The sequence below is a fragment of the Streptomyces sp. NPDC043908 genome, from assembly GCF_056435525.1.
Window position 1 is genome coordinate 125,326 of record NZ_JBWKEI010000004.1, and the last position, 25,819, is coordinate 151,144.

The window sequence follows — 25,819 nt, forward strand, 5'->3', positions numbered from 1 at the left end:
CAGAGGTCAGCGCGCGGGGGACACCCCGCAGAGCGCGGCGGGGCTATAGCTCAGTTGGTTAGAGCGCATCCCTGATAAGGATGAGGCCACAGGTTCAAATCCTGTTAGCCCCACAGTGCAGAAGGTCCCCGGACGAATCGTCCGGGGACCTTTTCGTTGTGCCGGGGGGCGGGGACGGGTCGGGAACCCGGGCCGGGCCCCGTGGCGGAGGCCCGTCGTGGGCGCGGGGCGGGCGGGTCGTCGTGCGGGTGTCGCCGTGTCGGCGGGACTTCGCCGGGGCAGCGGGACTTCGCCGGGCAGTGGGACTTCGCTGTGCAAGCGGGACTTCGCCGGGTCAGCTGTATCCCGCCGTGCCGTGGTCCCGGTGGCGTGTCCTTCGCGTACGTACTACGTACGTACGCGCACGAAGAAGCCCGGCGACTCGGGGGAGTCGCCGGGCTCGTGGGTCGCGGGCTCGGGCAGGAGCCGGTGCGCGGGATCAGGAGGCGGGAGGCGGGGCCTCGCCGTCCCCGGCGGGGGCGCGCGTGCCCCCGGGTGCTTCGGCCGCCTCGTCGGAGGCGGGGGTCTGGGACCCGTCGCCGCCCTCGTTCTCGTCGTGGGCGGTGGGCAGGTGCCTGCTGGACGGCGAGGAGCCGTGGGCCTCGGCGCGGATGCGCTGCTTCATCGTGGGCGGCAGGGCCGAGGCGCTGGGCAGGGCCCATCGCACGTTCGGCGTCGCGGGAGCCGCGGCTTCGCTCAGGTGGCGCGGGGCGCCCTGCTGGGGTACGGAGGCGGCGGCGGCCGTCTGACCGGTCAGGCCGAAGAAGGCGAAGAGGGCGACGAGCGCGCCGATGAGTGCGGTCCACCACGTCGTGAGCTTGCTGGTTGCCATGACTTCCTCGCTTCTGTGCCGTTCCGGGTTGCCCGATTTGCGTTGTATCTCATGATGTGTAGGAGCGGCGGAGAGCGAGGGCGCGACGCACCGTTATGGGCGGATCTTCGGATGAACTGCACTCGGATGGACCATCACCGATTGATATCGATCGGTGTGTATAGTCGGGCGGCAGAGGTCCCTTACGTCAAGGAAAGACGAGGTCGCGCGGTGAAGAAGCTCCTCCTGGTCGCACTGGCCGCCATCGGCGGGCTCCTCGTGTACCGCCAGATCCAGGCGGATCGCGCCGAGCAGGACCTGTGGACGGAGGCGACCGACTCCGTGCCCGCAGGTTCGGGTGTGTGAGCCCCACAGAGTCCCGTTGCAGAGCCCCGGCCGCCGACGCGGCCGGGGCTCTGTGCTGTCATGGGCCCCGGGGTTGCGGCCCCACGGGTTCACCTGCGCGAATCAATGGCTTGCGGAAGCAAAATTGAAGGGGGCGCGGCGGGATGAGGAACCAGCGGGGGAAGGGCCGGGCCGTGGCCGCCCTGGGCGTCGTGGCCGTGTCGCTCTGCACGCTGACGGCCCTCCCCGGGCAGGGTGTGCGGGCGGCCGAAGGGCCCCGGCAGCACCGCCCGGACCGCGCTGAGAGCCCCTACCGCTACGACCCCCGCGCCCAGCCCGTCGCCGGCGCCGCGACCGGCCGGGACGCGCCCCGGCTGGTGGCCGGAGCGGTCTACCGTTCGGCTCTCGAGCCCGGCACCAAGGCGTACTTCCAGGTCGACCTGGGCGCCACCGGCGACGCCTATGTGTCGGCCGTGGTCGTGCCGAAGCCGGACGCCGAGGTGGTCTTCGGCGACGGCATCGAGCTCACCCTCCAGGACCGCGACGGCAACACCTGCGACACCGGCCGCGCGACCTTCGGCTCGCCCCAGTACCCGAGGCCGGTCGCCGCGTACGTCTCACGGGGCACGGCCGGTCACCGGACGTCCTGTCAGACGGCGGGCCCCTACCACCTGTTGGTCCGGCGGATCGGGGACGCGGCCTCCGCGCCCGGCGAGTGGGGGCTGGAGCTCCGGCACGTGAGGGAACCCGCGCTCACGGCCCCGGAGCCCACGGCCGCGCCCACCTCATGGGCGACCGCCTCCCCCTCCGCGCCCTCCCCGTCCGCGCACACGGCCCACGGGAGCACCGGCTTCGCCGACGCGCCCCGGCTGGGCCCCGGCGCCTGGCGCGACACGCTCAGGCCCGGCACCACGCTCTTCTACCGCGTCCCGGTCGGCTGGGGGCAGCAGCTCTTCGCGACCGCCGACCTCGGCCGGGCCGCCGGCAGCGGATACGTGCCCCACGCCATCGACTTCCAGCTCTACAACCCGGCGCTCGGCCAGGTCGCGGACGCGGAGATGGGGTACGACGGCACGCCCGCGTCCGTCTCCTTCCCGCCGCTCCCGGCGGTCGCGTACCGCAACCGCTACTCCACCTCGGGCCAGGTCGGCGCGCTGCGCTTCGGAGGCGACCACTACCTGGCGGTCAGCCTCAGCCCCGAGACCGCCCGGACGCTCGGCGCGGGGCCGTACCCCGTGACGCTCCGGGTGGGGGTACGGGGCCGGGTGGGGCCGGGCCCCGCGTACGAAGGGGCCGCGCCCGACTTCGCGCCCGGCGGCCGGACCACCGCTCCCGCCGCGGGCCCGGCCGCCACGGGGCGCGACGGCGACTCGACGAGAATGCGTCTGCTGGCGGCGGCGGGCATCGGGACGGGGACGCTGCTGGTGCTGTGGGCCGGGGTGCGGACGGTCGTGGCGCGGCGGCGTGCGGGGCCGGCGGGGCCGGGCTGAGCGCCTGGGCGTACGGGCGTACGGGCACGGGCGTCCGGGCGTACGGGCACGGGCGTCCGTAAGGACGAGGCCGCAGGCACCGGGCACGGAGGCCGCCAGCGGGCGCAGCATCGTCCGTACGGCGTCGCCGTCTCCGTCAGACCTGGCTGAGCGCCCAGAAGCCGACGGCGAAGCAGAGCAGAGCGAGCAGCAGGACCGGGACCGTCGCCCTCGGGACCGTCGCCTTCGGGGGCGCCCCGGCGCGCTTGTGCCGGGCCGCGGGGGGCGGGGCGACGGGCCCCGGCGGCGGGGGCGTGCCGGGCTGGGAGACCGGCGCGGAAGTGGGCGCCTGCGCGCTCCGGCCGGTGTACCGCCTGGTGACGGGGGTGGGGGTGTACGAGGGCGGATACGGGGGCGGGACCGGCGGGAATCCGTCCGCCGGGGAGGGCGTGGGCGTCGGCAACCGGTGGACAGGGGGGCCGGGTTGGTGACCCGGCCGTTCCTGACCCTGCGCCTGCCCCGGTGAGGGGCTCGCGGGCCCGGCCGGGCCCCCGGCCGCGTGCTGGGGCGTCCCGGACGTCTGCGGGTGCCGCAGGACCGGCGGGAGCTCGCGCGGTACGAACCCCTCGGGAAGCGGACCCACTTGGTCGAAGACCTCGACCGGCTCCTCGTCGGGCAGGGCGTCCGGCAGCAGCTCCACGGCCGAGGCCAGCGCCTTGCGCGCCCCCGTGGCCGTCCTGAAGCGCACGTGCGGGTCCGGCTGGAGCAGACCCGCCAGGACCTGCCACAGCGGCTCAGGGACGCCCTGGGGGGCTCCCGGCGTGCCGTGCGTGGCGAAGTACTCCACCAGCGCCCGGGCGTCCGGCTTCTGACCCTCCAGCAGATAGAGCGCGACCAGGCCGACCGCGAACAGGTCGGACGGGAAGTCCGGATCCGCGCCCATGATCTGCTCGGGCGCGAAGTACCCCGGCGTCCCCATCACGTAGTTCGTCTCGGTCAGCCGCGGCTCGCCCTTGCGCATCGCGATGCCGAAGTCGGACAGCCGCAGATGCGGCCGCCCGGTGCCGGTGGCCTCCAGGAGGATGTTGGCCGGCTTGATGTCGCGGTGGACGACGCCCTCGGCGTGGACCGCCGCAAGACCGGAGAGCAGCTGGTCCAGCAGGACGCAGACGAACCGGGGCGGGAGCGGCCCGTAGTCCCCGATCAGATGGGCCAGCGAGCCGCCGGTGACCAGGTCCATGGTGAACAGGACCTTGTCGTCGTCGGCGGCCCAGCTCGCCGGGGCCAGCACATGGGGGTGGTCGATCCTCAGGGCCTGCTCGCGGACGAAGCGCAGCAGGGTGTGCGCGTCGCTCTGCTGGAGGACCTTCGCCGCCACGCAGCGGCGGCGGCGGTGGTCCCAGGCGCGCCAGACGGCGCCGACGCCACCGCGGCCGATCGGGTCGATGAGTTCGTACCGACCGGCGAAGACCTCACCCACCCGACATCCCCGCCCCCATGGCCGTCAGCTCTGGTGCGCCTCGTAGTGGGCGACCGCCTCCGCGGTGCGTCCGGCGCCGTACACCCGGAGGAACTCTGCCAGCTCGGGGTGGGCCGGGGCGAGGGTGTCGGCGGCGTCGATGATGTCCCCGGCGGCGGCCACCGAGCGGAGCAGCGACTGGATCTCGCGCACCACGCGGCGCACGGTGGGGGCACCGGAACTCGTCGTGGTCTGGCCGGTGTTGGTCAGGACGGAACCGCCCTGGGACTTCTTGATCTCGTCCATCCGGTCGGTGGCCTCGGCGGCGCTGACACTGCCGTCGGCGACCTGGCCGGCCAGGTCCTGGAGGGCCTGGACACGCTGGACGACCGCCGGGTTGCCGATCTTGGCGCGCTGACCGCTCATCAGCTGGGACAGCATGGGGGCCGAGAGGCCGAGGACGCCGGCGAGCCTGGCCTGATTCAGTCCCAGGTCGTCTATCAGTCGTCGGAAGAGCGCCCCCAGCGGCTCTCCGTACCAGCTCCGCTGAAGCTCCCTCGCTCTTGCGGTCGCTTCTTGTTGCGTTGCGTCCATTGCGCGTCTCCCCATCGCTTCCCCATCGAGGCGCTTCGCTGCCGCGAACCCCGACGAGCATCTTACGGAGAGTGGTCGCCCACCGGGAGTCCCCATCTTTTTGCGGGATACCCGTCTTCACCCGGTACTCTGGTCTGCGCATCACCTTTCCGGGGCCTTAGCTCAGTTGGTAGAGCGCTGTCTTTGCATGGCAGATGTCAGGGGTTCGACTCCCCTAGGCTCCACAGCACGACGACGGCGGGTGCCGTGGACCGTTCATCCGGTCCACGGCACCCGCCGTTTCGCTGTGTACCGCCGAGGCCGGGGGTCAGTGGCCCCCGCCGCGCTCCTCGCCGAATTCGGCCTCCTCGGCCTCCTTCGCCTCGACCTCCGGGTCCAGGGCCCCGCCGCTGCCGTCGACGGCGCTCAGCGGGGTCGGCTCGGCGACCTCGGTGGGGGCCGGGGGCTCGACCAGCCAGTCCGGGTTGGCCTGCTTGTCCCACCACTTCCAGGCGGCGACGGCGCCACCCGTCAGGATGCCGGCGACCGCGAGGTACTTGGCCAGGCGTCCGGCGCGGGCCCGGCGCCGCTGCTTCTTCACCAGCTTCTCGATCTGGCGCGGGGTGACCTGTCCGCGCAGCGCCGCGATCGCGGCCGCGGAGCGGGCCATCGCCTCTTCGCGGACCGGCTGGGCGGCCGCGACCGCCTGGCTGACCCGGGGCGCCGTGTACTCGGCCGCCTGGCGCGCGGCGCGGCGGGAGCGGGCCGCCGCTTCCCGGGCCACCTCGTCGACCTTGGGCGGCACGTGCGGCGCGACGTACGAGCCGTACTGCTGCTGGGCCTGGCTGCGGGCCTGCTGGGCGGCCTTGGCCACCTTGGGCGCGAGCCGTACGCGCGTCTCGTGCGCGTAGTGCGCGGCCTGGTTCTTGGCCGAGTCGGCGTAGGGCGCCACCACTTCCGCGGCGTGCAGCACGCTCTCCTTCGCCGAGCCGGTCGCGGCGCGCACGCTCTCCATGCGGGTCACGTGATCCTCCTCCTTGGTGGCGGGGTTCAGGGCGGTCCGGTGGGTTGTCGCCGGAATGAGCACAGTGTCGCCTTTCCACCCATCTCGAAATCATGCCTGTCGGACGGGTACCCGGCATGCGCGGAAAGGCATCCGGGTCACACGGATCGACTTCGGAAGAAGTACGGGTCGGCTTCGGAAGTACGGGTCGGCTTCGCAAGAAGGACGGCACGACGGCGCGAGGGCGGGGCGGGGAGTTCGCGTCCGACGATGCCACGGCGGGGCCCCGCGCCGCGGCTGTTCGGCGGGATCGGCGGCACACGGCGGCGTTTCCTTGCCGCGGCGCCCTCCGTGCGAGGATCGTGGGACGTCAGCGCAGACCAAAGGAAGGCAGACCGTGGCCGAGCAGCTTTACGCCACCTTGAAGACCAACCAAGGGGACATCGAGATCCGGCTCCTGCCGAACCACGCCCCCAAGACGGTCAGGAACTTCGTCGAGCTGGCCAAGGGCGAGCGCGAGTGGACGCACCCGGCGACCGGCAAGCAGACCACGGACCCGCTCTACGACGGCACCGTCTTCCACCGCGTGATCAGCGGCTTCATGATCCAGGGCGGTGACCCGCTGGGCAACGGCACCGGCGGTCCGGGGTACGAGTTCGCCGACGAGTTTCACCCGGAGCTGGCCTTCGACAAGCCGTACCTGCTGGCCATGGCGAACGCGGGGCCGGGCACCAACGGCTCGCAGTTCTTCATCACGGTGTCCCCCACGGCGTGGCTGACCCGCAAGCACACGATCTTCGGGGAGGTCTCCTCCGACGCCGGCCGGAAGGTCGTGGACACCATCGCGGGCCTCCAGACCAACCCGCGCACCGACCGCCCCGTCCAGGACGTGGTGATCGAGTCGGTCGTCGTCGAGTCCCGCGAGGGCTGAGGCCGGCGGGGGCTGAGTCCCGCGAGGTCGGAGGCCCGTGACGGCTGAGGCCCGTGACGGCTGAGGCCCGTGAGGTCTGAGTTCCGCCGGGGGCGTGGGTCTCGCGAGGGCTCCAGCCGCGCCCCGCATCGACGGCACCCTTTCGGGGGGAACCAAACCGCCCCGCCCGTCCGTATGACTGACGTGCGGGGCGGACCGCTTGCCGTCTCGCGCGAAGAACGCGTACCGCGACCCGCGCACACCGAGCACAAGGAGCCCGATGGACCAGGCGAGCCTGCCGAGCTGCTACCGGCACCCGGGCGTGCAGACGGGCATCACCTGCACCCGCTGCGAGCGCCCGATCTGCCCGGAGTGCATGGTCAGCGCCTCGGTCGGATTCCAGTGCCCGCAGTGCGTCCGGGGCGGCTCGGGCACCGGCCACGCGCCGGCGGCCAACCAGCCGCGCACGATGGCGGGCGCGGTGATCGCGCCCGGCGACCCGCATCTGCTCACCAAGATCCTCATCGGGCTGAATCTGGTGGGCTTTCTGCTCCAGCTGGCGATCGGGGACAAGTTCGAGTACGCGTACGAACTGCTGGGGCGGGCCTACACCCCCGGATCCGCCTCGTACCAGGGCGTCGCCGAAGGCCAGTGGTACCGCCTGGTCACCTCGATGTTCCTGCACGGCGGCCCCATGCACATCGCCTTCAACATGCTCAGCCTGTGGTGGATCGGCGGGCCGCTGGAGGCCGCGCTCGGCCGGGCGCGCTATCTGGCGCTCTACTTCGTCTCCGGTCTGGCCGGAAGCGCCCTGACGTACTGGCTCGCCGAGCCGAACACCCCCTCGCTCGGCGCCTCCGGGGCGATCTTCGGTCTTTTCGGCGCCACCGCCGTGCTGATGCGCAAGCTGAACTACGACCTGCGCCCGCTGATCGTGCTCCTGGTGATCAACCTGGCGATCACCTTCAACCCCTGGGGCGGAATCGCCTGGCAGGCCCACATCGGCGGCCTGGTCGGCGGCACGGTGATCGCGTACGCCATGGTCCACGCGCCCCGCGAGCGCCGGGCGGTGATCCAGTGGGGGACGTGCGCGGCGGTCCTGCTGGCCGTCCTGGTCATCGGCATAGCCAGGACGGCGGCGCTCACCTGAGCTCCGGGCCGGCCGCCCGGTCGGGCACACGGAGTCGGGCTTTCCCCCAAGGTTGTCCACAGTGTGTGCCGGATCTTGTGCACCCGGTGGGGAACAGCTGTGCCCCTTGTCGCTGACCTGGGTTTTCCCAGCAAGGACAAGGGGCGGGCCGTGGGCCGGTGTGGAAGAGTGCAGTCACACCGGCGTCAACACGGCGGAGGTTATCCACAGATCGTCTGACCTTTTCCCCAGTGTGGATAGCGTTGTGGATAACCTGTGGGCAAGGCTTGACGAGGAGGCTGTGGACCAGCTACTTCAGCCGCGCCCGCCCGGACGCGTCCTTACGGCCGCGCTGCTCGGCCGAGCTGCTCGACGGCGCTACTTCCACTGCGTGGAGACACCGAAGCCGCCGGCGATGAAGCCGAAGCCGACCACGATGTTCCAGTTCCCGAGGGACTTCAGCGGCAGGTCGCCCTCGGTCACATAGAAGAGGACGATCCAGGCGAGCCCGATCAGGAAGAACGCCAGCATCACCGGGGCCACCCAGCTCCGGCTGCCCAGCTTGATGGCGGTGGCCTGCTTCGCCGCCGGCGGCGGCGTGAAGTCGGCCTTCTTGCGGATACGTGACTTCGGCACGAGGAACACTCCTGTCGATGCGCTGCGTGACCGCGCAGGGAACTGTGGCTGGGCGGCGGCGGAGGGGCAACCGGGGATCACTGCTGCCCCCAGGCGTCCGTTAGCGTAGTGCTTCCGTGGCGCCGAAGGAGATAAGGGTACGTTGAGCAATTCAGCCGACTCCCCCGAAGGGCTCCCCCACGAGCCCGCAGGCCCGGGCCGCCGCTTCCGCGCCCGCCCCGTCCGGCTGCTCTCCGCCGCCGTCTTCGCCCTCGCCGGACTCATCTTCGTCACCAGCTTCAACACCGCCAAAGGCACCAACATCCGTACGGACGCCTCACTGCTGAAGCTCTCCGACCTGATCCAGCAGCGCAGCCGCAAGAACGCCGAGCTCGACCAGTCCACCGCCACCGTCCGCGACGACGTCGACGCCCTCGCCCGGCGCGACAACGGCTCCACCCAGGCAGAGGACCGGCAGTTCGCCGCCCTCAAGGACGCGGCCGGCACCGAGAAGGTCGCCGGCAAGGCGCTCACCGTCACCCTCAACGACGCCCCGCCCAACGCCACGGCCGCCCCCGGCTACCCCGCCCCCCAGCCCAACGACCTGGTCATCCACCAGCAGGACCTCCAGGCCGTGGTCAACGCGCTGTGGCAGGGCGGCGCCCGCGGCATCCAGGTCATGGACCAGCGGCTCATCTCCACCAGCGCCGTGCGCTGCGTCGGCAACACCCTGATCCTCCAGGGCCGCGTCTACTCACCCCCGTACAAGGTCAGCGCCGTCGGCGACCTGGGGAAGCTGCGCCGGGCGCTCACCGACTCCCCGGCGATCCAGAACTACCAGCTGTACGTGAAGGCCTACGGGCTCGGCTGGAAAGTCGACGAGCACAAGGCGATGACTCTGCCCGGCTACTCGGGCACAGTGGATCTCCACTACGCGAAGCCGGTGGGATAGCGCGGGAGGGGGCGGCCCGGTGGCTGGGGACCCGGTGCGGCTGGTCGTCAGGACGCTCAGCGAACTGTGCCTCACGGCCGGCACCCTGATCGTCCTCTTCGTCGTGTACGTCCTGTACTGGACCGGGGTGAAGGCGGACAGCGCCGCCGACAGCCAGATCTCCGACCTGCGCCACCAGTGGGCGCGCGCGCCCACCGCGAGCCCGCCCCCGAGCACCGGGCCGCCCGCTCCCGCCCCGTACACCGAGGGCACGTCCTTCGCGGTCATGTACATCCCCAGGCTGGGCAGGGACTGGCACAGGCCCGTACTGGAGGGGACCGGCGTCAAGGACCTCCAGAAGGGCCTCGGGCACTACGCCACCACCACACGGCTCGGACAGCCGGGCAACTTCGCGGTGGCCGGGCACCGGCGCACCTACGGCGACCCGTTCAAGGACTTCCCCGAGCTGCGGCCCGGCGACGCGGTGGTGCTCACCGACGGGACGACCTGGTTCACCTACCGCCTCGACAACCGGCCCTACCGGACCGTGCCGAGCGATGTCGGCGTCATTGACCCGGTCCCCGCCAAGTCGCCGTTCCGCTCCCCGGGCCGCTATCTGACCCTCACCACCTGCGACCCGGAATGGGGCAGCAGCCACCGGCTGATCGCCTGGGCCCACCTCGACTCCACCCGGCCCGCGGCCCGGGGCAGGCCACCGGCTTTGACCGGCTGAGCCCCTGTCCACGGCGCCGCCCCTTAGTCTGGTGCGGTAACGATCGTCGGAAGGGACAGCGGACCGCATGTACGGCTGGATCTGGCGGCATCTGCCGGGCAACGCGTGGGTACGGGCGTTCACTTCGCTCGTCCTGGTACTGGCGCTTGTCTATGTGCTCTTCCAGTACGTCTTCCCGTGGGCGGAGCCGCTGCTGCCGTTCAACGATGTCACCGTCGACCAGGGCAGGGGAGCGACCCGATGAGCGCACGCGTTCTCGTCGTGGACAACTACGACAGCTTTGTCTTCAACCTGGTCCAGTACCTGTACCAGCTGGGCGCCGAGTGCGAGGTGGTACGCAACGACGAGGTGTCCCTGGAGCACGCCCAGGACGGCTTCGACGGCGTGCTGCTCTCGCCCGGCCCGGGCGCGCCCGAACAGGCCGGCGTCTGCGTCGACATGGTGCGCCGCTGCGCGGAGACCGGGGTACCGGTCTTCGGCGTCTGCCTCGGCATGCAGTCGATGATGGTCGCGTACGGCGGTGTCGTCGACCGGGCGCCCGAGCTGCTGCACGGCAAGACCTCGCCGGTCCTGCACGAGGGCGTCGGCGTCTTCAAGGGGCTGCCCTCGCCGTTCACCGCGACCCGGTACCACTCGCTGGCCGCCGAGCCCTCGACGCTGCCCGCCGAGCTGGAGGTCACCGCCCGGACGGCCGACGGGATCGTCATGGGGCTGCGCCACCGGGACCTGCCGGTGGAGGGCGTCCAGTTCCACCCGGAGTCGGTCCTGACCGAACACGGCCATCTGATGCTCGCCAACTGGCTGGTGCGGTGCGGGGACGCGGGAGCCGTCGAGCGGTCGGCAGGCCTGGCACCGGTGGTGGGCAAGGCCGCGGCGTGACGGCCGTCCGGCCCGAGCACGAGTACGACCCGCTGACGGACCCCCTCCCTGCGGGTGGTCACGGGTCGCCTTGGTTCAGGGCGGACAACATCCCGCAGGGGCAGGGGCAGGGGCAGGGGCAGGGGCAGGGGCACGGGCACGGGCAGGCCGTGGCCGAGGCGCCTCCGCAGCTCCAGCCGCAGGCCCAGCCCCAGCCGCAGGCCCAGATGCCGCTCCCGGCCGAGCCGCAGGCCCCGTTCTCGGCTCAGGTGCCGGGCGGCGATGCCTACGCGCGCGTGGAGGAGACCCCGGCGGCCGCCCCGGACCAGGAGTGGTACGCCGAGCCCGCCGCCCACCCCGTGCCCGAGGCCGTCCCCCTCGACGACGCCACCATGGCGCTCAAGCCCATAGCCGACGCGCCCGCGCCCCCGACCGGTGGGCGGGCCGAGCGGCGCCGCGCCGCCAAGGCGCGCGGACACCGGGCCCCGGCCCCGGCCGCGCCCGCCGGTCCGGCGGAGGGCGGGCGTCCGCGGACCCGCGCGGAGGCGCGCCGCGCCGCGAAGGCGCGCAAGGACAGCGCGGCCGTGATCGCGAGCCGGATCATCGGGGAACTGTTCATCACGCTCGGCGTGGTGATGCTCCTCTTCGTCACGTACCAGCTGTGGTGGACGAACGTCCGCGCCCATCAGCAGGCGGGCAGCGAGGCGAAGAAGATCACGCACGGCTGGGACAGCGGCAAGAAGGCCCCCGGCGCCTTCGAGCCCGGCGAGGGCTTCGCGATCATGCACATTCCGAAGCTGGACGTCGTCGTCCCCGTCGCCGAGGGCACCAGCAAGCACAAGGTCCTCGACCGGGGCATGGTCGGCCACTACGGGCAGGGCAGCCTGAAGACCGCGATGCCGGGCGACAGGACGGGCAACTTCGCGGTCGCCGGGCACCGCAACACGCACGGCGAGCCCTTCCGCTACATCAACCGGCTCAAGCCGGGGGACCTGGTGATCGTGGAGACCCAGCAGGCGTACTACACGTACGCGGTCTCCGGCATGCTCCCCTCGACCAGTCCCAAGAACGTCTCGGTGCTCAAGCCGATCCCGGCCGGCTCGGGGTTCACCCGGCCGGGCCGCTATCTGACCCTGACGACCTGCACACCCGAGTTCACGAGTACGTACCGAATGATCGTGTGGGGCAAGATGGTCGACGAACGACCGCGCAGCAAGGGCGTGCCCGACGCGCTCGCCGGCTGACGGAACGACAGACAGGTGCCGTGGAGTTGAGGACCGAGCACGACGAGCAGCAGACCGAGGCCCCCGTCCCGCCGCGCCCGCGCCGCCGCGGTGTCGTCGCGGGAGTCGTCAGCGTCGTTGGCGAGCTGCTGATCACGGCCGGGCTGGTGCTCGGCCTCTTCGTCGTCTACTCGCTGTGGTGGACCAACGTCATAGCCGACCGTGAGGCCGCCAAGCAGAGCAAGGACGTGCGGCGCGACTGGGCGAACAGCGGCCCCGGGGCCCTCGACACCAGGGACGGCATCGGCTTTCTGCACGTACCCGCCATGAGGAACGGCGAGGTGCTGGTCAAGAAGGGCACCGACACCAAGGTGCTCAACGGGGGCGTCGCGGGCTACTACACCGAGCCGCTGAAGGCGGTCCTGCCCGGCAGCGGCGCCAAGGGCAACTTCACGCTGGCGGCGCACCGCGACGGTCACGGCGCCAAGTTCCACAACATCGACAAGGTCAGGACCGGCGATCCGATCGTCTTCGAGACCAAGGACACCTGGTACGTCTACAAGGCGTACGCGGAGCTGAAGGAGACGTCGAAGTACAACGTCGACGTCCTGCAGCCGGTGCCGAAGGAGTCGGGCGCCAGGAAGCCGGGCCGCTACATCACCCTGACGACGTGCACGCCCGTCTACACCTCGGACTACCGCTACATCGTGTGGGGCGAGCTGGTGCGCACCCAGAAGGTCGACGAGCACCGCACCAAGCCTGCCGAGCTGCGCTGACGGCCTCCGCCCGGCCCCGCGGCGCAAGGCGTACGTACGGGAAAGCCCCGGCCCCCTGGGAAGGGGACCGGGGCTTCGTCGTGCCGGTGGTCAGCGGCCGGACGGGCCGCCGAACGGGAAGTTCCCGCCGTCCTGGCCCTGGTTGCCGCCTCCGCCGATCGTCGTCAGGACGATCGCCGTGGTGGCCGGGTCGGACAGGGTGGTGGCCGGCGGGGTCTGCGAGGTGACCCGCGCCTTGTCGTCGTTGGAGCTGCCCGGCGCGAACTGGATGTTGCTGAATCCGGCCGCGTTGAGCTTCTCCGTGGCCTGCTTGACGGTCATCCCGAAGACGCTGGGAACCGGGACCTGCGCGGGCGTCTGCGGGCCCTTGGAGACCTTCAGGACGATCTGGACGTCCTTGGTCTGGTTGGTGTTGCCCTTGGGCGTCTGGTCGACGACCTGGCCCGCGGGCTTGTCCGAGTCGACGTCCTGGCGCGAGAAGTTGGTGAAGCCGAGCGTGGTGAGCTGGGCCGCCGCCGCGGTGTAGTCGGTGTTCGTGACGTCGGGGATCTTGAACGTCTTCTTCTTGGCGATCGAGAGCGTGACCTCGGTGCCCTTCTCGGCCTGCTGCCCGCCCTTGGGGTCCTGGCTGACGACCGTGCCCTCCTCGGCGTCGGCCTCCACCGTGGTGATCTTCCACGTGAAGCCCTTGTCCTGGAGGAGCTGGGTCGCGTTGTCCTTCTTCTTCTCCGTGACGTCCGGGACCTCGACCTTGGGCGCGCCCGCCGAGACGACGACCGTGACCGCCTCGCCCTTGTCCAGCTTGCCGCTGGCCGGGGTCTGGCTGCAGATGCTGTCCTTGGGCTGGTCGGCGCAGGGCTCGGTCTTGGCCACGGTCAGCTTGAGGCCGACGTTCGCCGTCAGGGTCTCGGCGGACTTCCGGGTCTCACCGACGAGCTGCGGCACCGGCACCTGGCCGCTGTCACCGTTCCCGCCGAAGACCGACTTGCCGATCAGGATCGCGCCGACGAGCACCAGGACACCGGCCAGCACCAGCAGGATCGTCGAGGTGTACGACTTCTTCTGGCGGCGGCGGTCGGGGCGGTCGTCGTAGCCGTAGCCGTCGTCCGGGCCGACCGGGGGCAGCATGGACGTCTGGCCCGCCGCGTCCGCGGGGCGCAGGGCGGTCGTGGGCTGGTCCTGGGGGCCGGAGGTGTAGGCGTCGTAGCCGCCGTAGCCGACCGCGCCCATGGCGGCGGTCGCGGCGACCGGCTGGCCGTCGAGGCAGGCCTCGATGTCGGCGCGCATCTCGTCGGCCGACTGGTAGCGGTAGTCCGGGTCCTTGACCAGCGCCTTCAGGACGATGGCGTCCATCTCGGGCGTGATCTCGGGGTCGAAGTTGCTCGGCGGCTGCGGCTCTTCCCTTACGTGCTGGTAGGCGACCGCGACCGGCGAGTCGCCGACGAACGGCGGCCGCACGGTCAGCAGCTCGTAGAGAAGGCAGCCCGTCGAGTACAGGTCGGAGCGGGCGTCGACCTGCTCGCCCTTGGCCTGCTCCGGGGAGAGGTACTGGGCGGTGCCGATGACGGCGGCGGTCTGCGTCATCGTCATGCCGGAGTCGCCCATGGCGCGCGCGATGCCGAAGTCCATGACCTTGACCTGGCCGGTGCGCGTCAGCATGACGTTGGCGGGCTTGATGTCGCGGTGGACGATGCCGGCGCGGTGGGAGTACTCCAGGGCCTGGAGGATGCCGACCGTCATCTCCAGCGTGCGCTCGGGCAGCAGCTTGCGCCCGGAGTGCAGCAGCTCACGCAGGGTGGAGCCATCGACGTACTCCATGACGATGTACGGGATGGAGATGTTGTCGACGTAGTCCTCGCCGGTGTCGTAGACAGCGACGATCGCCGGGTGGTTGAGCGAGGCGGCGGACTGGGCCTCACGGCGGAACCGGGCCTGGAAGGACGGGTCGCGGGCGAGGTCGGCCCGCAGCGTCTTCACGGCGACGGTGCGGCCGAGCCGGGTGTCGTGCGCGAGGTAGACCTCCGCCATGCCACCACGGCCGAGCACCTGGCCCAGCTCGTACCGGCCGCCGAGGCGACGCGGCTCTTCCATAACGTTCCAGCCCTCTCCGTCAGTCCCGACCGCACCCGTGTGTGTGGTCCGGCGGTGTGCTGTTCGCGCATACGCTACCGGGCACCGGTAGCTGATCCGTCCGCGACCGTCACCTGATACCGGACCGGTACAGGTCGCGAGAGACGTTTCACGTGAAACGAGGACCGTTTCACGTGAAACGTCCGTGGATCACTTCTTGAGCACCGCCCGCATCACGGCCTTGGCGATGGGGGCGGCCAGACCGCCACCGGAGATGTCGTCGCGGTGCGCCTCGCCGTCCTCGACGACCACGGCGACCGCGACCGGGGAGCCCTCGCTGGTCTTGGCGTACGAGATGAACCAGGCGTACGGCTTCTCGCTGTTGTTGAGGCCGTGCTGGGCGGTGCCGGTCTTGCCGCCGACGGTGACGCCCTCGATGGCGCCCTTCTTGCCCGTGCCCTCGGCGACGACGTTCTCCATCAGCGCCTGGACCTTCTGGGCGTTGGCCGCCGACAGCGGCTGGCTCATCTTCTCCGGCTGCGTCTTGGACAGGACGTCGAGGTTGGGCGCCTGGAGCTGGTCGACCATGTACGGCTTCATCAGCTTGCCGTCGTTGGCGACGGCGGCGGCGACCATGGCCATCTGGAGCGGGGTGGCGCGGTTGGAGGCCTGGCCGATGCCCGCCATCGCGTTCTGCGGGCGGTTGTCCTTGGGGTAGACGCTGGCGTCGGCGCGGACGGGGGTGAAGATCTCGTCGTTGAAGCCGAACTTGTTGGCCTCCGCGATCATCTTGTCGTTGCCGAGGTCATCGCTGATCTTGCCGAAGACGGTGTTGCAGGACCACTGGAGGGCCACCTTGAGCGTGGCGTTCTCACAGGGGATGGTCCCCTCGTTCTTCAGCGGCATCGTCGACTGCGGCAGCTGGTACGGCACCGGCGAGCGGGTCGGCTCGTCGATGCTGGAGTACAGCCCGTTCTCCAGCGCCGCGGAGGCGGTGACGACCTTGAACGTGGAGCCGGGCGGGTAGGTCTCGCGCAGCGCCCGGTTCAGCATGGGCTTGTCTTTGTCCTTGAGCAGCTTCTGGCGGGCCTCGCTGTCCGCCTTGGTGTTGCCCGCGAAGACCGACGGGTCGTACGACGGCGTCGAGGCCAGCGCCAGAATCGCGCCGGTGCGCGGGTCGATCGCGGCGACCGCGCCCTTCTTGTCGCCGAGCCCCTCGAAGGCGGCCTTCTGGGCGGCGGTGTTGAGGGTGGTGACGACGTTGCCGCCCTGCTTCTTCTCTCCGGTGAACATCGAGAGCGTCCGGTCGAAGAAGAGCCGGTCGTCGTTGCCCGAGAGGATCTTGTCCTCGATGTTCTCCAGCTGCGAGGAGTCGAAGGCCTGCGAGTTGTACCCGGTCACCGGCGACCACAGGGCGCCGTTGTTCCAGGTCCGCTTGAACTTGTAGTCGCTGCCCGAGGTCTCCTTGGAGGCGGTCATCGGCTGGCCGTCGGCCGTGATGATGTTGCCGCGCTCGTGCGCGAACCGTTCGATCTGGACGCGCCGGTTGTACTTGTGCGCGTTCAGCTCGTCGGCACGTACGTACTGGAGCCAGTTGTCGCGGATCATCAGGGCCATGATCAGCAGCCCGCAGAAGATCGCGATCCGTCGCAGGGGCTTGTTCACGGTCGGACCACCTGGGTCATCTCGGCGTCGGGGGACGGGGCAGGGGCGGGCGCCGGGCGGCGGGCGGTGTCACTGATGCGGATGAGGATGCCGATCAGTGCCCAGTTGGCGATGACGGAGGAGCCGCCCTGCGCGAGGAACGGCATGGTCATACCGGTCAGCGGGATGAGGCCCATGACACCGCCGGCGACCACGAACACCTGGAGGGCGAACGCGCCCGAGAGGCCGATCGCCAGCAGCTTGCCGAACGGGTCGCGGGCGGCGAGCGCGGTGCGCACGCCCCGCTCCACGATCAGACCGTAGATGAGGAAGATCGCCATCATCCCGGCCAGGCCCAGCTCCTCGCCGACGGTGGAGAGGATGAAGTCGGCGTTGGCGGCGAAGCCGATCAGGTCGGAGTTGCCCTGGCCCAGGCCCGTACCGAGCGTGCCGCCGGAACCGAACGACATGATCGCCTGACCGATCTGCTCGCAGGCCCCGGTCTTGTCGGTCTTGTAGCAGGCGAACGGGTCGAGCCAGGCGTTCACCCGGGACTGCACGTGCGGTTCGAAGGAGGCCACGGCGACCGCGCCGACCGCCGACATCAGCAGACCGAAGACGATCCAGCTGGTGCGCTCCGTCGCCACGTACAGCATGATCACGAAGAGGCCGAAGAAGAGCAGCGAGGTGCCCAGGTCGGTCTCGAAGACCAGGATGAGGATCGAGACGCCCCACACCACGAGGATCGGACCGAGGTCGCGGCCGCGCGGCAGGTACAGACCCATGAAGCGGCGGCTGGCCAGCGCCAGCGCGTCCCGCTTGACCATCAGGTACCCGGAGAAGAACACCGCGATGATGATCTTCGCGAACTCGCCGGGCTGGATCGTGCCCAGACCGGGGATGGAGATCCAGATCTTGGCGCCGTTCACCGCCGGGAAGAACATCGGCAGGATCAGCAGGAACAGCGCGAACGCCATCGAGATGTACGTGTAGCGCTGAAGGATCCGGTGGTCCTTCAGCAGCATGAGCACACCGATGAACAGCGCCACGCCCAGCGCCGTGTACAGCATCTGCTTGGGCGCGTCCGGGTGGAAGGCACCGAAGGCGCTCTTGGCCCGCTGGATCAGGCGGGGCGACTGGTCCAGGCGCCAGATCATCACCAGGCCCAGCCCGTTCAGCAGCGTCGCCAGCGGCAGCAGCAGCGGGTCCGCGTACGGGGCGAACTTGCGCACGACGAGGTGCCCGACGGCCGCGAGCAGCCCGAGGCCGAGACCGTAACCGAGCATGCCCGAGGGCAGCTTGCCGGTCATGGCCAGGCCCACGTTGGCGTACGCGAACACCGGGATGACGACGGCGAAGACGAGCAGCGCGAGCTCGGTGTTGCGGCGGCTCGGTGCGTCGATCGCGCCGATGGTGGTCGTGTTGGTGACAACGCTCATGGTGTGGAAAGGCCCCCTACGGCTGCCTACTGCTTACCGCACTGCGGGACCAGCTTCTGCTCTTCCTCCGAGAGGCTGGGGCCGGGCGTGGGAGTGGCGGTGGTCTTGGTGGACCCGGTCTTGCCGGGCGACGGAGAGGCCGTCGTTCCGGTCTTCGGCGGGTTCTGGCTCTCGGCGGCGCGCCGCTGCTCGTCCTTCTTGCACGCCGACGCCTGCGTGGACAGTTCGGTGATCTTGGCCTGGGCCTTGCCGAGGCTGCCCTCGGCGATCGTCGCCTCGACCTGCTTGCGCTGGTACGGCGGCAGGTACTTGAGTTCGATCTCGGGGTGGTCGGTCTCCACCTTCGACAGCTTCACCCAGGCCAGGTCCTGGCTGATGCCCTGGTAGAGCGCGACGTGCTCGTCCTTGGTGCCCACGAAGTACTGGGTCTGCGTCCAGCGGTAGCCGCCGTACAGACCGCCGCCGATCACGGCCAGGGCGAGCACGATGTAGACGGATCTCTTCAGCCACCTGCCGCGCCGCGGCTTGACGAAGTCCTCGTCCGAGTAGGTACCGAAGGCGCCCTCGGGCGGGGCGCCGTAGCCGCCGTCCTCACCGCTGCCGGGCGGGCCGAAGCCCCCTTGCGGCGAGGAGGGACGGCCCAGGCCCGAGGCGCGGCCCGCCGGGGTCTGCATGGCCCCGTCGTCGTTGAGCTGGAGCTGGTTCTCGGCGACGGCACCCACGATCACCGGGATGTCGCTGAGCTGCCCGGCCAGGGTGTCGCCGGAGTCGACGTCCAGGACGTCCGCGACGATCACCGTGATGTTGTCCGGGCCGCCGCCGCGCAGCGCGAGCTGGATCAGCTCCTGCACCGTCTCCTGCGGGCCCTGGTAGCTGGCGAGGGTGTCCTCCATCGTCTGGTGGGACACCACCCCCGACAGGCCGTCGGAGCAGATCAGATAGCGGTCGCCGGCCCGCACCTCGCGGATCGACAGGTCCGGCTCCACATGGTCGCCGCTGCCCAGCGCGCGCATCAGCAGCGAGCGCTGCGGATGCGTCGTCGCCTCCTCCTCGGTGATGCGGCCCTCGTCCACGAGCCGCTGCACCCAGGTGTGGTCCTGGGTGATCTGGGTCAGCACGCCGTCGCGCAGCAGATACGCGCGCGAGTCGCCCACGTGCACCAGGCCCAGGCGCTGGCCCGTCCACAGCAGAGCGGTGAGCGTGGTGCCCATCCCCTCCAGCTGGGGGTCCTCCTCGACCATCATGCGCAGCTGGTCGTTGGCGCGCTGCACCGCCGTACCCAGCGACGTGAGGATGTCGGAGCCGGGCACGTCGTCGTCGAGCGTGACCAGGGTGGAGATCACCTCGGAGGAGGCGACCTCGCCGGCGGCCTGGCCGCCCATGCCGTCGGCGATGGCGAGGAGACGCGGACCCGCGTAACCGGAGTCCTCGTTGCCCTCGCGGATCATGCCCTTGTGGGATCCGGCGGCGAAGCGCAGGGAGAGACTCATGCCCACCTCGCCCGTCGGCTCGGGGTACAGCCGGTCATGTCGAGCCACACTGCCCACCCTCCGGTCGGGAGCCCGTCCCGGTCCGTCGTCCGGACCGCCGCGGCTCGCTCGCTCCGCTCGCTCATTGTCGTACTACTTCCGCAGCTCGATGACGGTCTTGCCGATGCGGATCGGCGCGCCCAGCGGAATCGGGGTCGGGGTGGTGAGCCGCGTCCGGTCCAGGTAGGTGCCGTTGGTGGAACCGAGGTCCTCGACGATCCAGTTGCCGTCACGGTCCGGATAGATCCTGGCATGCCGGCTCGACGCGTAGTCGTCGTCGAGGACGATCGTCGAGTCGTGCGCCCGGCCCAGCGTGATGGTCTGCCCCTGGAGCGCCACCGTCGTGCCGGTCAGCGTCCCCTCGGACACCACCAGCTTGGTGGGCGCGCCACGGCGCTGGCGGCCGCCCGAGGGCGCGGCCTGCTGGCCGCGCTGCTGCGGCGGCGCGGCAGCGGCGGCCTGCCTGCCGGTCAGCTGGCGGCCCGTGTCCCCGCCGCGGCGCGAACCGCGCTGGGTGACCCGCGTACCGAACAGATCACTGCGAATGACCTGGACGGCCACGATGACGAACAGCCACAGTACGGCGAGGAAACCCAACCGCATGACCGTGAGGGTCAGCTCTGACATTGCCCCCGCTTCACCCTTCGGCTTGCCGGTAAACGATGGTGGTGCTGCCCACGACGATCCGCGAGCCGTCGCGGAGCGTAGCGCGGGTGGTGTGCTGCCCGTCCACCACGATGCCGTTGGTGGACCCGAGATCCTGGATCGTCGAGGGCGTTCCGGTCCGGATCTCACAGTGCCGGCGCGAGACGCCGGGGTCGTCGATCCGCACATCGGCGTCGGTGCTGCGACCCAGCACCAGCGTCGGGCGGGAGATCTGGTGGCGGGTGCCGTTGATCTCGATCCAGCGCCGCACCTGGGAGCCCGGCATGGGGCCGGGAGCCGTCGGGCGGCGGTCCGCGCCGGGGCGGCCGGGGCCGCCGTTCCCGCCGGGGGGCGGGGCGGCCGGCATCGGCGGTGCGGCGGAGGGCGGATAGCCGTAGCCGCCGCGGCCCTGGGCGGACTGCGGCGGTGCGACGGGAGCGGGACGGGCCGGACCCGGAGGTCTGCCGTGCTGCTCCTGCTGGCTGTGCAGGTCCTGCTGGTCGGTGCTGGAGGCGAGCGTACGACTGCGCACCCGGTACAGGCCGGTGTCGAGGTCGTCGGCCTTCTCCAGATGGACCTTGATCGGCCCCATGAACGTGTAGCGCTGCTGCTTGGCGTAGTCGCGGACCAGGCCGGACAGTTCGTCGCCCAGCTGGCCCGAGTACGGGCTCAGACGCTCGAAGTCGGGCGCGCTGAGCTCGACGATGAAGTCGTTGGGGACGACGGTCCGCTCGCGGTTCCAGATCGTCGCGTTGTTGTCGCACTCGCGCTGGAGGGCGCCGGCGATCTCGACGGGCTGGACCTCGGACTTGAAGACCTTCGCGAAGGTGCCGTTGACCAGGCCTTCGAGACGCTGCTCGAAACGCTTCAGGACTCCCATGGGGCACCTCCTCCGTCGTTGTCGTCCTGGTACTGCTTACTGATCGTATCCACGCGTCGGGAAATCGGCTGGTTCCCCTTCTGTGACCGGTGGACGAGTGTCACCTCTCACACGGATCGTAGAGGTGGCCTCCTCACAGTGTCCCGCACCCGGGGTGCACCGTGGAGGAGTGGGTGCGGCTCCTCCGCGTTGCCTCGAGCACCCTGTGAGGTTCCTGTGGGTCCCCGGGCCGTCGCTGTACGTCGTCGTTCCTTCCCCTCTCCTGCCCGCCAGGGGCGGCGGAAACAACGGATGTGAATCCACCCTGCGCAGCGTGCTAATCTTCTCGACGTCGCCAGGCAAGCGCACCGAAAAGGTGCGAAGGCCTCGGACACCACTCGGGCGAGTGGCGGAACGGCAGACGCGCTGGCTTCAGGTGCCAGTGTCCTTCGGGACGTGGGGGTTCAAATCCCCCCTCGCCCACAGAACGGAAGCCCCGCAGGTCAAACGACCGGCGGGGCTTCCGCGTTCCCGCATGCGCGGAGAACTTCGCGGCGCTGAATGCTGCGCGCCCAAAGGCCGAAGCAGTCCAAGGCACTCCACGGCAGGCGACGGCACTCCACGGCAGTCCAAGACCGTCACGGAGACTTTCGTCTCGGCGGGGCGCGACGAAAGAGAGCCGCCCGGCCCCCGGCCGGCTGCCTAGGGTGCGGCCGTGGACGTGTCATCGAAACTCCAGGACGTGCGCCTGCGGCTGGCGGGACCCGAACCCTGGTCGCGCCGCCGGATCGTCGGCGAGTCGGCCCTCGCCCTCCTGCTGGCCCTGGCCGCGTCCGGCGCGAGCCGGCTGGCCCACGGCGGCCTGGTGGCGCCCGCCCTGGTGACCGCCGCCGTCCTCGTCCTGTCGCCGCTGCGCCGCAGGTTCCCCGCGAGCGTGCTCGTCGCCACGGCCGCCCTCGCCGGCGCCAGCGCGGGCGCCACCCTGCTGCTGCTCGTGGTGGCCTGCTCGGCGGGCCGGCGCATCGCCGGAGCCGGGCGCGCCCTGGCCGCGTTCTGCGCCGCGTTCGCCGGATACCTGGCCGCCGTCGCGCTCACCGAGTCCGGCGAGGGCCCGCTGTTCGTCATCGCCCTGTTCGCGGCGCTGTTCTTCATGGTGATCGCCGTGGTGCCGGGCCTCGCCAGCCGCTACTGGTACCAGCGGCGCACCCTCCTGCAGACCATGCAGGAACGCAACGCGCAACTGCTGCGCGAGCGCGCGATGGTCGCCGGACAGGCCCGGCTGCGCGAGCGCCAGCGCATCGCCCAGGACATGCACGACAGCCTCGGCCACCAACTGGCCCTCATCTCCGTGCACACCGGGGCCCTGGAGGTCGATCCGGCACTGACCGGCCGCCAGCGCGAGGCCGTCGGCGTCCTGCGGGAGGCGTCCGTCGCGGCCATGCACGAACTGCGCGCGGTCGTCGGCATCCTGCGCGACGGCGTCGAAGCCCCCGACCGCGCCACGGACGAGGCACAGCGCGCCGCCCGCGGCACGGCCGGCGTCGAAGCCCTGGTGGCCGCCGCCCGGGCCGCGGGCACCACCGTCGAACTGCGCGAGACCGGGGAGCTGCGGCAACTGGCCGCCGCCTCCGACCACGCGGCGTACCGGATCGTCCAGGAGGCGCTGACCAACGCGTACAAGCACGCACCGGGCGCCCCCATCGGCGTGGAACTGCGCTACGAGCCCGACGCGCTCGTCGTCGAGGTCGTCAACGGACCGGTGACCGGCCCCCCGCCGGACGACGTGGTCAGCGGCGGCCAGGGCCTGACCGGCCTGCACGAACGGGCCCGGCTCGTCGGCGGCATGGTCCACACGGGACGGACCGGGGACGGCGGCTTCCGCGTGGCCGGCGTACTGCCCTACGGGGCCGTGGAGGCGACGACCTTCGTCGATCCGGCGGACGACTTCCGACAGCAGCCGGGTGCCCTCCCGCTCGGCGACGGTGGTGCCGCCGGCGCGACGGGGACCGGCCGGCACCAGGCCGGCCGGCACGGCGGCTGGGACGTCGACCTGAGTGTCGCGGAGAGGGAGTTGGCGATGAGTGGCAGGAGCAGGGGCGGCGGCGTCGCCCTGGGGTGCGGGATCGCCTTCGCGGTGGTGGTGCTGCTCGCGGTGGCCGCGGGTGTCGGACTGTTCTTCCTCGCCGGGTCCGCGGACAAGGCGATGATCGACCCCGCCGAGTACCGGGACATCAAGGTCGGCAGCTCCGAACAGGAGGTACGCGACCGGCTCCCGGACGGCGACACGTTCCTGGCGAAGGGCCTGCCCGGCAAGGGACCCGCCGAGCCGGCCGGAGCGAGCTGCCTGGTACTGCTGTCCTCCGACTTCGGCGACAGCATCGACACCGACCCGGTTTTCCGGTTCTGCTTCAAGGACGGCAAGCTCATCGAGAAGCGGTCGTACGAGGTGGAGCGGTAAAGGTAACCGTACGAGGTGGAGCGGTGGAGGGCGTCGTACGCGGTGGAGCGGTAGAAGTAGCCGTACGACGTCCAGCAATGGAGGTTGTCGTACGAAGTCGAGCGGCGGTGCGTTGGCGGTAGCGGTGGAGGTCGCCGAGCGGCGGCGGCGCGGCAGGGTCGGCGGGAACGGTGGCGCGGTGGCACGGCGGGAGCGCTGTGGCGCGGCGCGAGGACGGGAGCAGGCGTGACGGGTCCAGACGGTCGAGGGGGTGCGCTCGGTCCGCGGATCAAAGTCGTGATCGCGGACGACGAACCGCTGATCCGGGCGGGGATCAGGATGATCCTCACCTCGGACCCGGCCATCGAGGTCGCCGCCGAGGCGGCCAACGGCCGTGACGCCGTTGAAGCGGCACGCGCCCACGGCGTCGACGTGGTGCTGCTCGACATCCAGATGCCGGTGATGGACGGCCTCACCGCCTTGGCCGAGCTGCGCAGGAGCACCCCGGCGGCCCGCGTGATCATCCTGACGACGTTCGGCGAGCGGGAGAACGTTCTGCGCGCACTGGAGCACGGGGGTGCCGGGTTCCTCCTGAAGGACACCGCCCCGGCCGAGCTGATCGCCGCGGTACGGGCGGCGGCGGCCGGGGACGCCTATCTGTCACCCGGGGCGACACGGCACGTCGTGGACCAGCTGGCCCTGGGGCGCGCGGCGACCCGGGGAGAGGAGGCGCGGCGCCGGGTGGAGGTGCTGTCGGCGCGGGAGCGGGACGTGCTGGCGCTGCTCGGGGAGGGCCTGTCCAACGCGGACGCGGGGAGGCGGCTCCATATGAGCGAGGCCACGGTGAAGACGTATGTGAGCCGCATCCTGGCGAAGCTGGAGTGCGAGAACAGGGTGCAGGCGGCGTTGCTGGCGCGGGACGCGGGGCTGTAGGCCCGGGGGCAGGGGCAGGGGCAGGGGCAGGGGCAGGGGCAGGGGCGGAGCGGGAGGGGTTGTTCTGCGTTCCTGGTGTTTCACGTGAAACAAGTCCTGTGGGGGGATGCGGTCCGGGCCTTTGAGCTGGGTGTTCGCCATTCCCCAAAAGTGGTTGTACAGTACAACGTATCGAGTGAGTTGTATAAGCCAACCATTGGAGTTGTGGTGTCCCCCGGTACCGCTCCCAGCCCTCTGCGCCATGTGCTCAGCCATCTCCTCACCCCGCTGCTGATGTGCGTCGGGATGGGCCTCGCGTATCTGGGCGCCTTCCACAACCCGCAGCCGCACGACCTGCGGGTCGACATCGTCGGCTCGGGCCCCAGCGCACAGGTGCTCGCGCAGACCCTCCAGGACAAGGGCGCGGGCGCCCTCGACGTCCGTACCGTGCCCGACCGCGCCACCGCCGTCCACAGCCTTGAGCAGCAGCACGTGTACGGCGCCTACATCCCCGGCGCCAAGCCCGAACTGCTCGTCGCCTCCGCCTCCTCCGACACCAGCGCCACGGCCGTCGAGAAGGTCTTCACCAAGGTGGCGGCGGCACAGGACGCGCCCCTGAAGGTCACCGACGTGACGGACCTCGCCAAGGGCGACCCGACCGGCCAGGGCATCTTCTTCCTGCTGGTCGCGCTGAGCATCGGCTCCTACGCGTCCGTCGCCGTGATCGGCGGAGCCGGCGCCGTCCTGCCCCTGCGGATCAGGGCACTGCTGGCGCTCGGCATGTCACTGCTGGTCAGCGGTATCGGCGCGGTCTTCGCGGGCCCGCTCTTCCACCTCGTCGACACCGGCCTCGGCGGCGTCTGGGGCATGGCGTGGCTGTACTCGGCCGGAATCCTGCTGATCGGCGTCGGCCTGCACACCTTCCTCAAGAGGTGGACGACCCTCGGCGTGATGGTCCTCTTCGTGATGCTCAACTTCACCAGCTCCGGCGGCATCTTCCGGCCCGAACTCCAGCCCGGCTTCTTCGGCGCCCTGCACGCCTTCTGGAACGGCGCCGGGTTCGTCGAGGGTGCCCGCAGCCACGTGTACTTCGCGGGCAACGGCCTCGGCCGCCATGTACTGGTCCTGGCCCTCTGGCTGCTGGCCGGTGTCGCGATGATGGGCATCGCGGGGCTGGCCGAGCGGAGGCGGGCCGCTGCGGGTTCGGAGGCCGGTGCGGGTGTGAATGCGGCTGCTGGGGCTGGGGCCGTATCGGGTGCCGGGTCCGGTGTGGCTTCGGGTGCCGGCGTTGGCGCCGGTGCCGCGGCTGCCGGGGACCGGGGCGACGACGGCCGCGAAGGCCGCATCCGCGAGGGAGAAGAAGAGCTCGAAGAGGAGCTGGAGGAAGCGGTCGGCGTCTGAATCCCGCTG

Annotated in this window: 24 protein-coding genes and 3 tRNA genes; 16 read left to right on the forward strand and 11 right to left on the reverse strand. The window is 71.0% G+C overall.

Features of this window, described 5'->3' with window-relative positions:
- Window positions 1-39 precede the first annotated feature (39 nt).
- Window positions 40-113: transfer RNA gene (locus tag AC069K_RS11175), tRNA-Ile, on the forward strand.
- A 365-nt stretch (window positions 114-478) separates the two neighbouring features.
- Here the strand turns inward: AC069K_RS11175 and AC069K_RS11180 are convergent.
- Complete coding sequence (locus AC069K_RS11180; protein ID WP_478614616.1) at window positions 479-871, reverse strand: DUF6344 domain-containing protein; 393 nt, start codon at window positions 869-871, stop codon at window positions 479-481.
- Window positions 872-1,081: 210 nt separating this feature from the next.
- On the opposite strand from AC069K_RS11180, the gene AC069K_RS11185 reads away from it, so the two are divergent.
- Together AC069K_RS11185 and AC069K_RS11190 are read left to right on the forward strand one after the other, a co-directional pair.
- The gene (locus AC069K_RS11185; RefSeq protein ID WP_003958712.1) at window positions 1,082-1,216 is read left to right on the forward strand and encodes a DLW-39 family protein; all 135 of its coding nucleotides are present in this window, start codon (window positions 1,082-1,084) and stop codon (window positions 1,214-1,216) included.
- A gap of 143 nt (window positions 1,217-1,359) precedes the next feature.
- Complete coding sequence (locus tag AC069K_RS11190) at window positions 1,360-2,685, forward strand: hypothetical protein (protein WP_478614619.1); 1,326 nt, start codon at window positions 1,360-1,362, stop codon at window positions 2,683-2,685.
- Window positions 2,686-2,821: 136 nt separating this feature from the next.
- Here the strand turns inward: AC069K_RS11190 and AC069K_RS11195 are convergent, their stop codons facing one another.
- Complete coding sequence (locus AC069K_RS11195) at window positions 2,822-4,144, reverse strand: serine/threonine-protein kinase (RefSeq protein WP_478614622.1); 1,323 nt, start codon at window positions 4,142-4,144, stop codon at window positions 2,822-2,824.
- A 24-nt stretch (window positions 4,145-4,168) separates the two neighbouring features.
- Window positions 4,169-4,717 carry a helix-turn-helix domain-containing protein gene (locus AC069K_RS11200; protein ID WP_358837570.1) on the reverse strand — a complete coding sequence of 183 codons (549 nt, stop codon included), beginning with the start codon at window positions 4,715-4,717 and terminating at the stop codon, window positions 4,169-4,171.
- Between the two features lie 151 nt (window positions 4,718-4,868).
- Between AC069K_RS11200 and AC069K_RS11205 the strand changes: the two genes are divergently transcribed.
- Window positions 4,869-4,941 (forward strand) — tRNA-Ala (locus AC069K_RS11205).
- 83 nt (window positions 4,942-5,024) lie between these two features.
- Here AC069K_RS11205 and AC069K_RS11210 read toward each other — a convergent pair.
- Window positions 5,025-5,720, reverse strand: a complete 696-nt coding sequence (locus AC069K_RS11210; protein ID WP_358834268.1) for a DUF5324 family protein — start codon at window positions 5,718-5,720, stop codon at window positions 5,025-5,027.
- A gap of 376 nt (window positions 5,721-6,096) precedes the next feature.
- Here AC069K_RS11210 and AC069K_RS11215 point away from each other — a divergent pair, with 376 nt between their 5' ends.
- Both AC069K_RS11215 and AC069K_RS11220 read left to right on the forward strand, forming a co-directional pair.
- Window positions 6,097-6,630, forward strand: coding sequence for a peptidylprolyl isomerase (locus tag AC069K_RS11215; RefSeq protein WP_365102784.1), 534 nt, complete (start codon window positions 6,097-6,099; stop codon window positions 6,628-6,630).
- A gap of 259 nt (window positions 6,631-6,889) precedes the next feature.
- A complete protein-coding gene (locus AC069K_RS11220; RefSeq protein ID WP_478614628.1) occupies window positions 6,890-7,759 on the forward strand; it encodes a rhomboid family intramembrane serine protease in 870 nt (289 codons plus the stop codon).
- Window positions 7,760-8,116: 357 nt separating this feature from the next.
- Here AC069K_RS11220 and crgA read toward each other — a convergent pair whose 3' ends face one another.
- Window positions 8,117-8,374: a cell division protein CrgA gene (gene crgA / locus AC069K_RS11225; protein WP_365102790.1), complete on the reverse strand. Its 258-nt coding sequence runs from the start codon at window positions 8,372-8,374 to the stop codon at window positions 8,117-8,119.
- 142 nt (window positions 8,375-8,516) lie between these two features.
- On the opposite strand from crgA, the gene AC069K_RS11230 reads away from it, so the two are divergent.
- The 6 genes from AC069K_RS11230 (at window position 8,517) to AC069K_RS11255 (ending at window position 12,874) form a co-directional block, all read left to right on the forward strand.
- Entirely contained in the window at window positions 8,517-9,305 is a 789-nt protein-coding gene (locus AC069K_RS11230; RefSeq protein WP_358834264.1) for a DUF881 domain-containing protein, read from the forward strand.
- A gap of 19 nt (window positions 9,306-9,324) precedes the next feature.
- On the forward strand, window positions 9,325-10,017 hold the full coding sequence (locus AC069K_RS11235) for a class E sortase (RefSeq protein ID WP_478614632.1): 693 nt from the start codon (window positions 9,325-9,327) through the stop codon (window positions 10,015-10,017).
- 67 nt (window positions 10,018-10,084) lie between these two features.
- On the forward strand, window positions 10,085-10,261 hold the full coding sequence (locus tag AC069K_RS11240; protein ID WP_358834262.1) for a hypothetical protein: 177 nt from the start codon (window positions 10,085-10,087) through the stop codon (window positions 10,259-10,261).
- Window positions 10,258-10,896: an aminodeoxychorismate/anthranilate synthase component II gene (locus AC069K_RS11245; protein WP_478614635.1), complete on the forward strand. Its 639-nt coding sequence runs from the start codon at window positions 10,258-10,260 to the stop codon at window positions 10,894-10,896. Before AC069K_RS11240 ends, AC069K_RS11245 begins: the two co-directional genes overlap by 4 nt.
- Window positions 10,893-12,119, forward strand: coding sequence for a class E sortase (locus AC069K_RS11250; RefSeq protein ID WP_478614636.1), 1,227 nt, complete (start codon window positions 10,893-10,895; stop codon window positions 12,117-12,119). The genes AC069K_RS11245 and AC069K_RS11250 overlap by 4 nt, the downstream gene beginning before the upstream one ends.
- Window positions 12,120-12,139: 20 nt before the next feature.
- The gene (locus AC069K_RS11255; RefSeq protein ID WP_478614638.1) at window positions 12,140-12,874 is read left to right on the forward strand and encodes a class E sortase; all 735 of its coding nucleotides are present in this window, start codon (window positions 12,140-12,142) and stop codon (window positions 12,872-12,874) included.
- Between the two features lie 90 nt (window positions 12,875-12,964).
- Here the strand turns inward: AC069K_RS11255 and pknB are convergent, their stop codons facing one another.
- The 6 genes from pknB to AC069K_RS11285 all read right to left on the reverse strand — a co-directional run bounded on the left by pknB (window position 12,965) and on the right by AC069K_RS11285 (window position 21,081).
- Window positions 12,965-14,965: a Stk1 family PASTA domain-containing Ser/Thr kinase gene (pknB, locus tag AC069K_RS11260; RefSeq protein WP_478614641.1), complete on the reverse strand. Its 2,001-nt coding sequence runs from the start codon at window positions 14,963-14,965 to the stop codon at window positions 12,965-12,967.
- Between the two features lie 189 nt (window positions 14,966-15,154).
- The gene (locus AC069K_RS11265; RefSeq protein WP_478614644.1) at window positions 15,155-16,609 is read right to left on the reverse strand and encodes a penicillin-binding transpeptidase domain-containing protein; all 1,455 of its coding nucleotides are present in this window, start codon (window positions 16,607-16,609) and stop codon (window positions 15,155-15,157) included.
- A complete protein-coding gene (locus AC069K_RS11270; protein WP_478614647.1) occupies window positions 16,606-18,027 on the reverse strand; it encodes an FtsW/RodA/SpoVE family cell cycle protein in 1,422 nt (473 codons plus the stop codon). The genes AC069K_RS11265 and AC069K_RS11270 overlap by 4 nt, the downstream gene beginning before the upstream one ends.
- A 26-nt stretch (window positions 18,028-18,053) precedes the next feature.
- Window positions 18,054-19,517, reverse strand: a complete 1,464-nt coding sequence (locus AC069K_RS11275; protein WP_358834271.1) for a Stp1/IreP family PP2C-type Ser/Thr phosphatase — start codon at window positions 19,515-19,517, stop codon at window positions 18,054-18,056.
- A gap of 132 nt (window positions 19,518-19,649) precedes the next feature.
- Complete coding sequence (locus tag AC069K_RS11280; protein WP_478614650.1) at window positions 19,650-20,183, reverse strand: FHA domain-containing protein FhaB/FipA; 534 nt, start codon at window positions 20,181-20,183, stop codon at window positions 19,650-19,652.
- A 10-nt stretch (window positions 20,184-20,193) separates the two neighbouring features.
- Window positions 20,194-21,081: a DUF3662 and FHA domain-containing protein gene (locus AC069K_RS11285; protein ID WP_358834254.1), complete on the reverse strand. Its 888-nt coding sequence runs from the start codon at window positions 21,079-21,081 to the stop codon at window positions 20,194-20,196.
- 379 nt (window positions 21,082-21,460) lie between these two features.
- Here AC069K_RS11285 and AC069K_RS11290 point away from each other — a divergent pair.
- The 4 genes from AC069K_RS11290 (at window position 21,461) to AC069K_RS11305 (ending at window position 25,810) form a co-directional block, all read left to right on the forward strand.
- Window positions 21,461-21,543 (forward strand) — tRNA-Leu (locus AC069K_RS11290).
- A 232-nt stretch (window positions 21,544-21,775) separates the two neighbouring features.
- Window positions 21,776-23,518, forward strand: a complete 1,743-nt coding sequence (locus AC069K_RS11295) for a sensor histidine kinase (protein WP_478614654.1) — start codon at window positions 21,776-21,778, stop codon at window positions 23,516-23,518.
- A gap of 318 nt (window positions 23,519-23,836) precedes the next feature.
- On the forward strand, window positions 23,837-24,430 hold the full coding sequence (locus tag AC069K_RS11300; protein ID WP_478615210.1) for a response regulator: 594 nt from the start codon (window positions 23,837-23,839) through the stop codon (window positions 24,428-24,430).
- 273 nt (window positions 24,431-24,703) lie between these two features.
- A complete protein-coding gene (locus AC069K_RS11305; protein ID WP_478615213.1) occupies window positions 24,704-25,810 on the forward strand; it encodes a hypothetical protein in 1,107 nt (368 codons plus the stop codon).
- Window positions 25,811-25,819 lie beyond the last annotated feature (9 nt).

Bases quoted from the DNA above. Each gene is read 5' to 3' on its own strand.
- AC069K_RS11180 (WP_478614616.1), bottom strand. From the start codon at position 871: ATGGCAACCAGCAAGCTCACGACGTGGTGGACCGCACTCATCGGCGCG.
- AC069K_RS11190 (WP_478614619.1), top strand. From the start codon at position 1,360: ATGAGGAACCAGCGGGGGAAGGGCCGGGCCGTGGCCGCCCTGGGCGTC.
- AC069K_RS11200 (WP_358837570.1), bottom strand. From the start codon at position 4,717: ATGGACGCAACGCAACAAGAAGCGACCGCAAGAGCGAGGGAGCTTCAG.
- AC069K_RS11220 (WP_478614628.1), top strand. From the start codon at position 6,890: ATGGACCAGGCGAGCCTGCCGAGCTGCTACCGGCACCCGGGCGTGCAG.
- AC069K_RS11240 (WP_358834262.1), top strand. From the start codon at position 10,085: ATGTACGGCTGGATCTGGCGGCATCTGCCGGGCAACGCGTGGGTACGG.
- AC069K_RS11245 (WP_478614635.1), top strand. From the start codon at position 10,258: ATGAGCGCACGCGTTCTCGTCGTGGACAACTACGACAGCTTTGTCTTC.
- pknB (WP_478614641.1), bottom strand. From the start codon at position 14,965: ATGGAAGAGCCGCGTCGCCTCGGCGGCCGGTACGAGCTGGGCCAGGTG.
- AC069K_RS11270 (WP_478614647.1), bottom strand. From the start codon at position 18,027: ATGAGCGTTGTCACCAACACGACCACCATCGGCGCGATCGACGCACCG.
- AC069K_RS11275 (WP_358834271.1), bottom strand. From the start codon at position 19,517: ATGAGTCTCTCCCTGCGCTTCGCCGCCGGATCCCACAAGGGCATGATC.
- AC069K_RS11280 (WP_478614650.1), bottom strand. From the start codon at position 20,183: ATGTCAGAGCTGACCCTCACGGTCATGCGGTTGGGTTTCCTCGCCGTA.
- AC069K_RS11285 (WP_358834254.1), bottom strand. From the start codon at position 21,081: ATGGGAGTCCTGAAGCGTTTCGAGCAGCGTCTCGAAGGCCTGGTCAAC.
- AC069K_RS11300 (WP_478615210.1), top strand. From the start codon at position 23,837: ATGATCCTCACCTCGGACCCGGCCATCGAGGTCGCCGCCGAGGCGGCC.
- AC069K_RS11305 (WP_478615213.1), top strand. From the start codon at position 24,704: ATGTGCGTCGGGATGGGCCTCGCGTATCTGGGCGCCTTCCACAACCCG.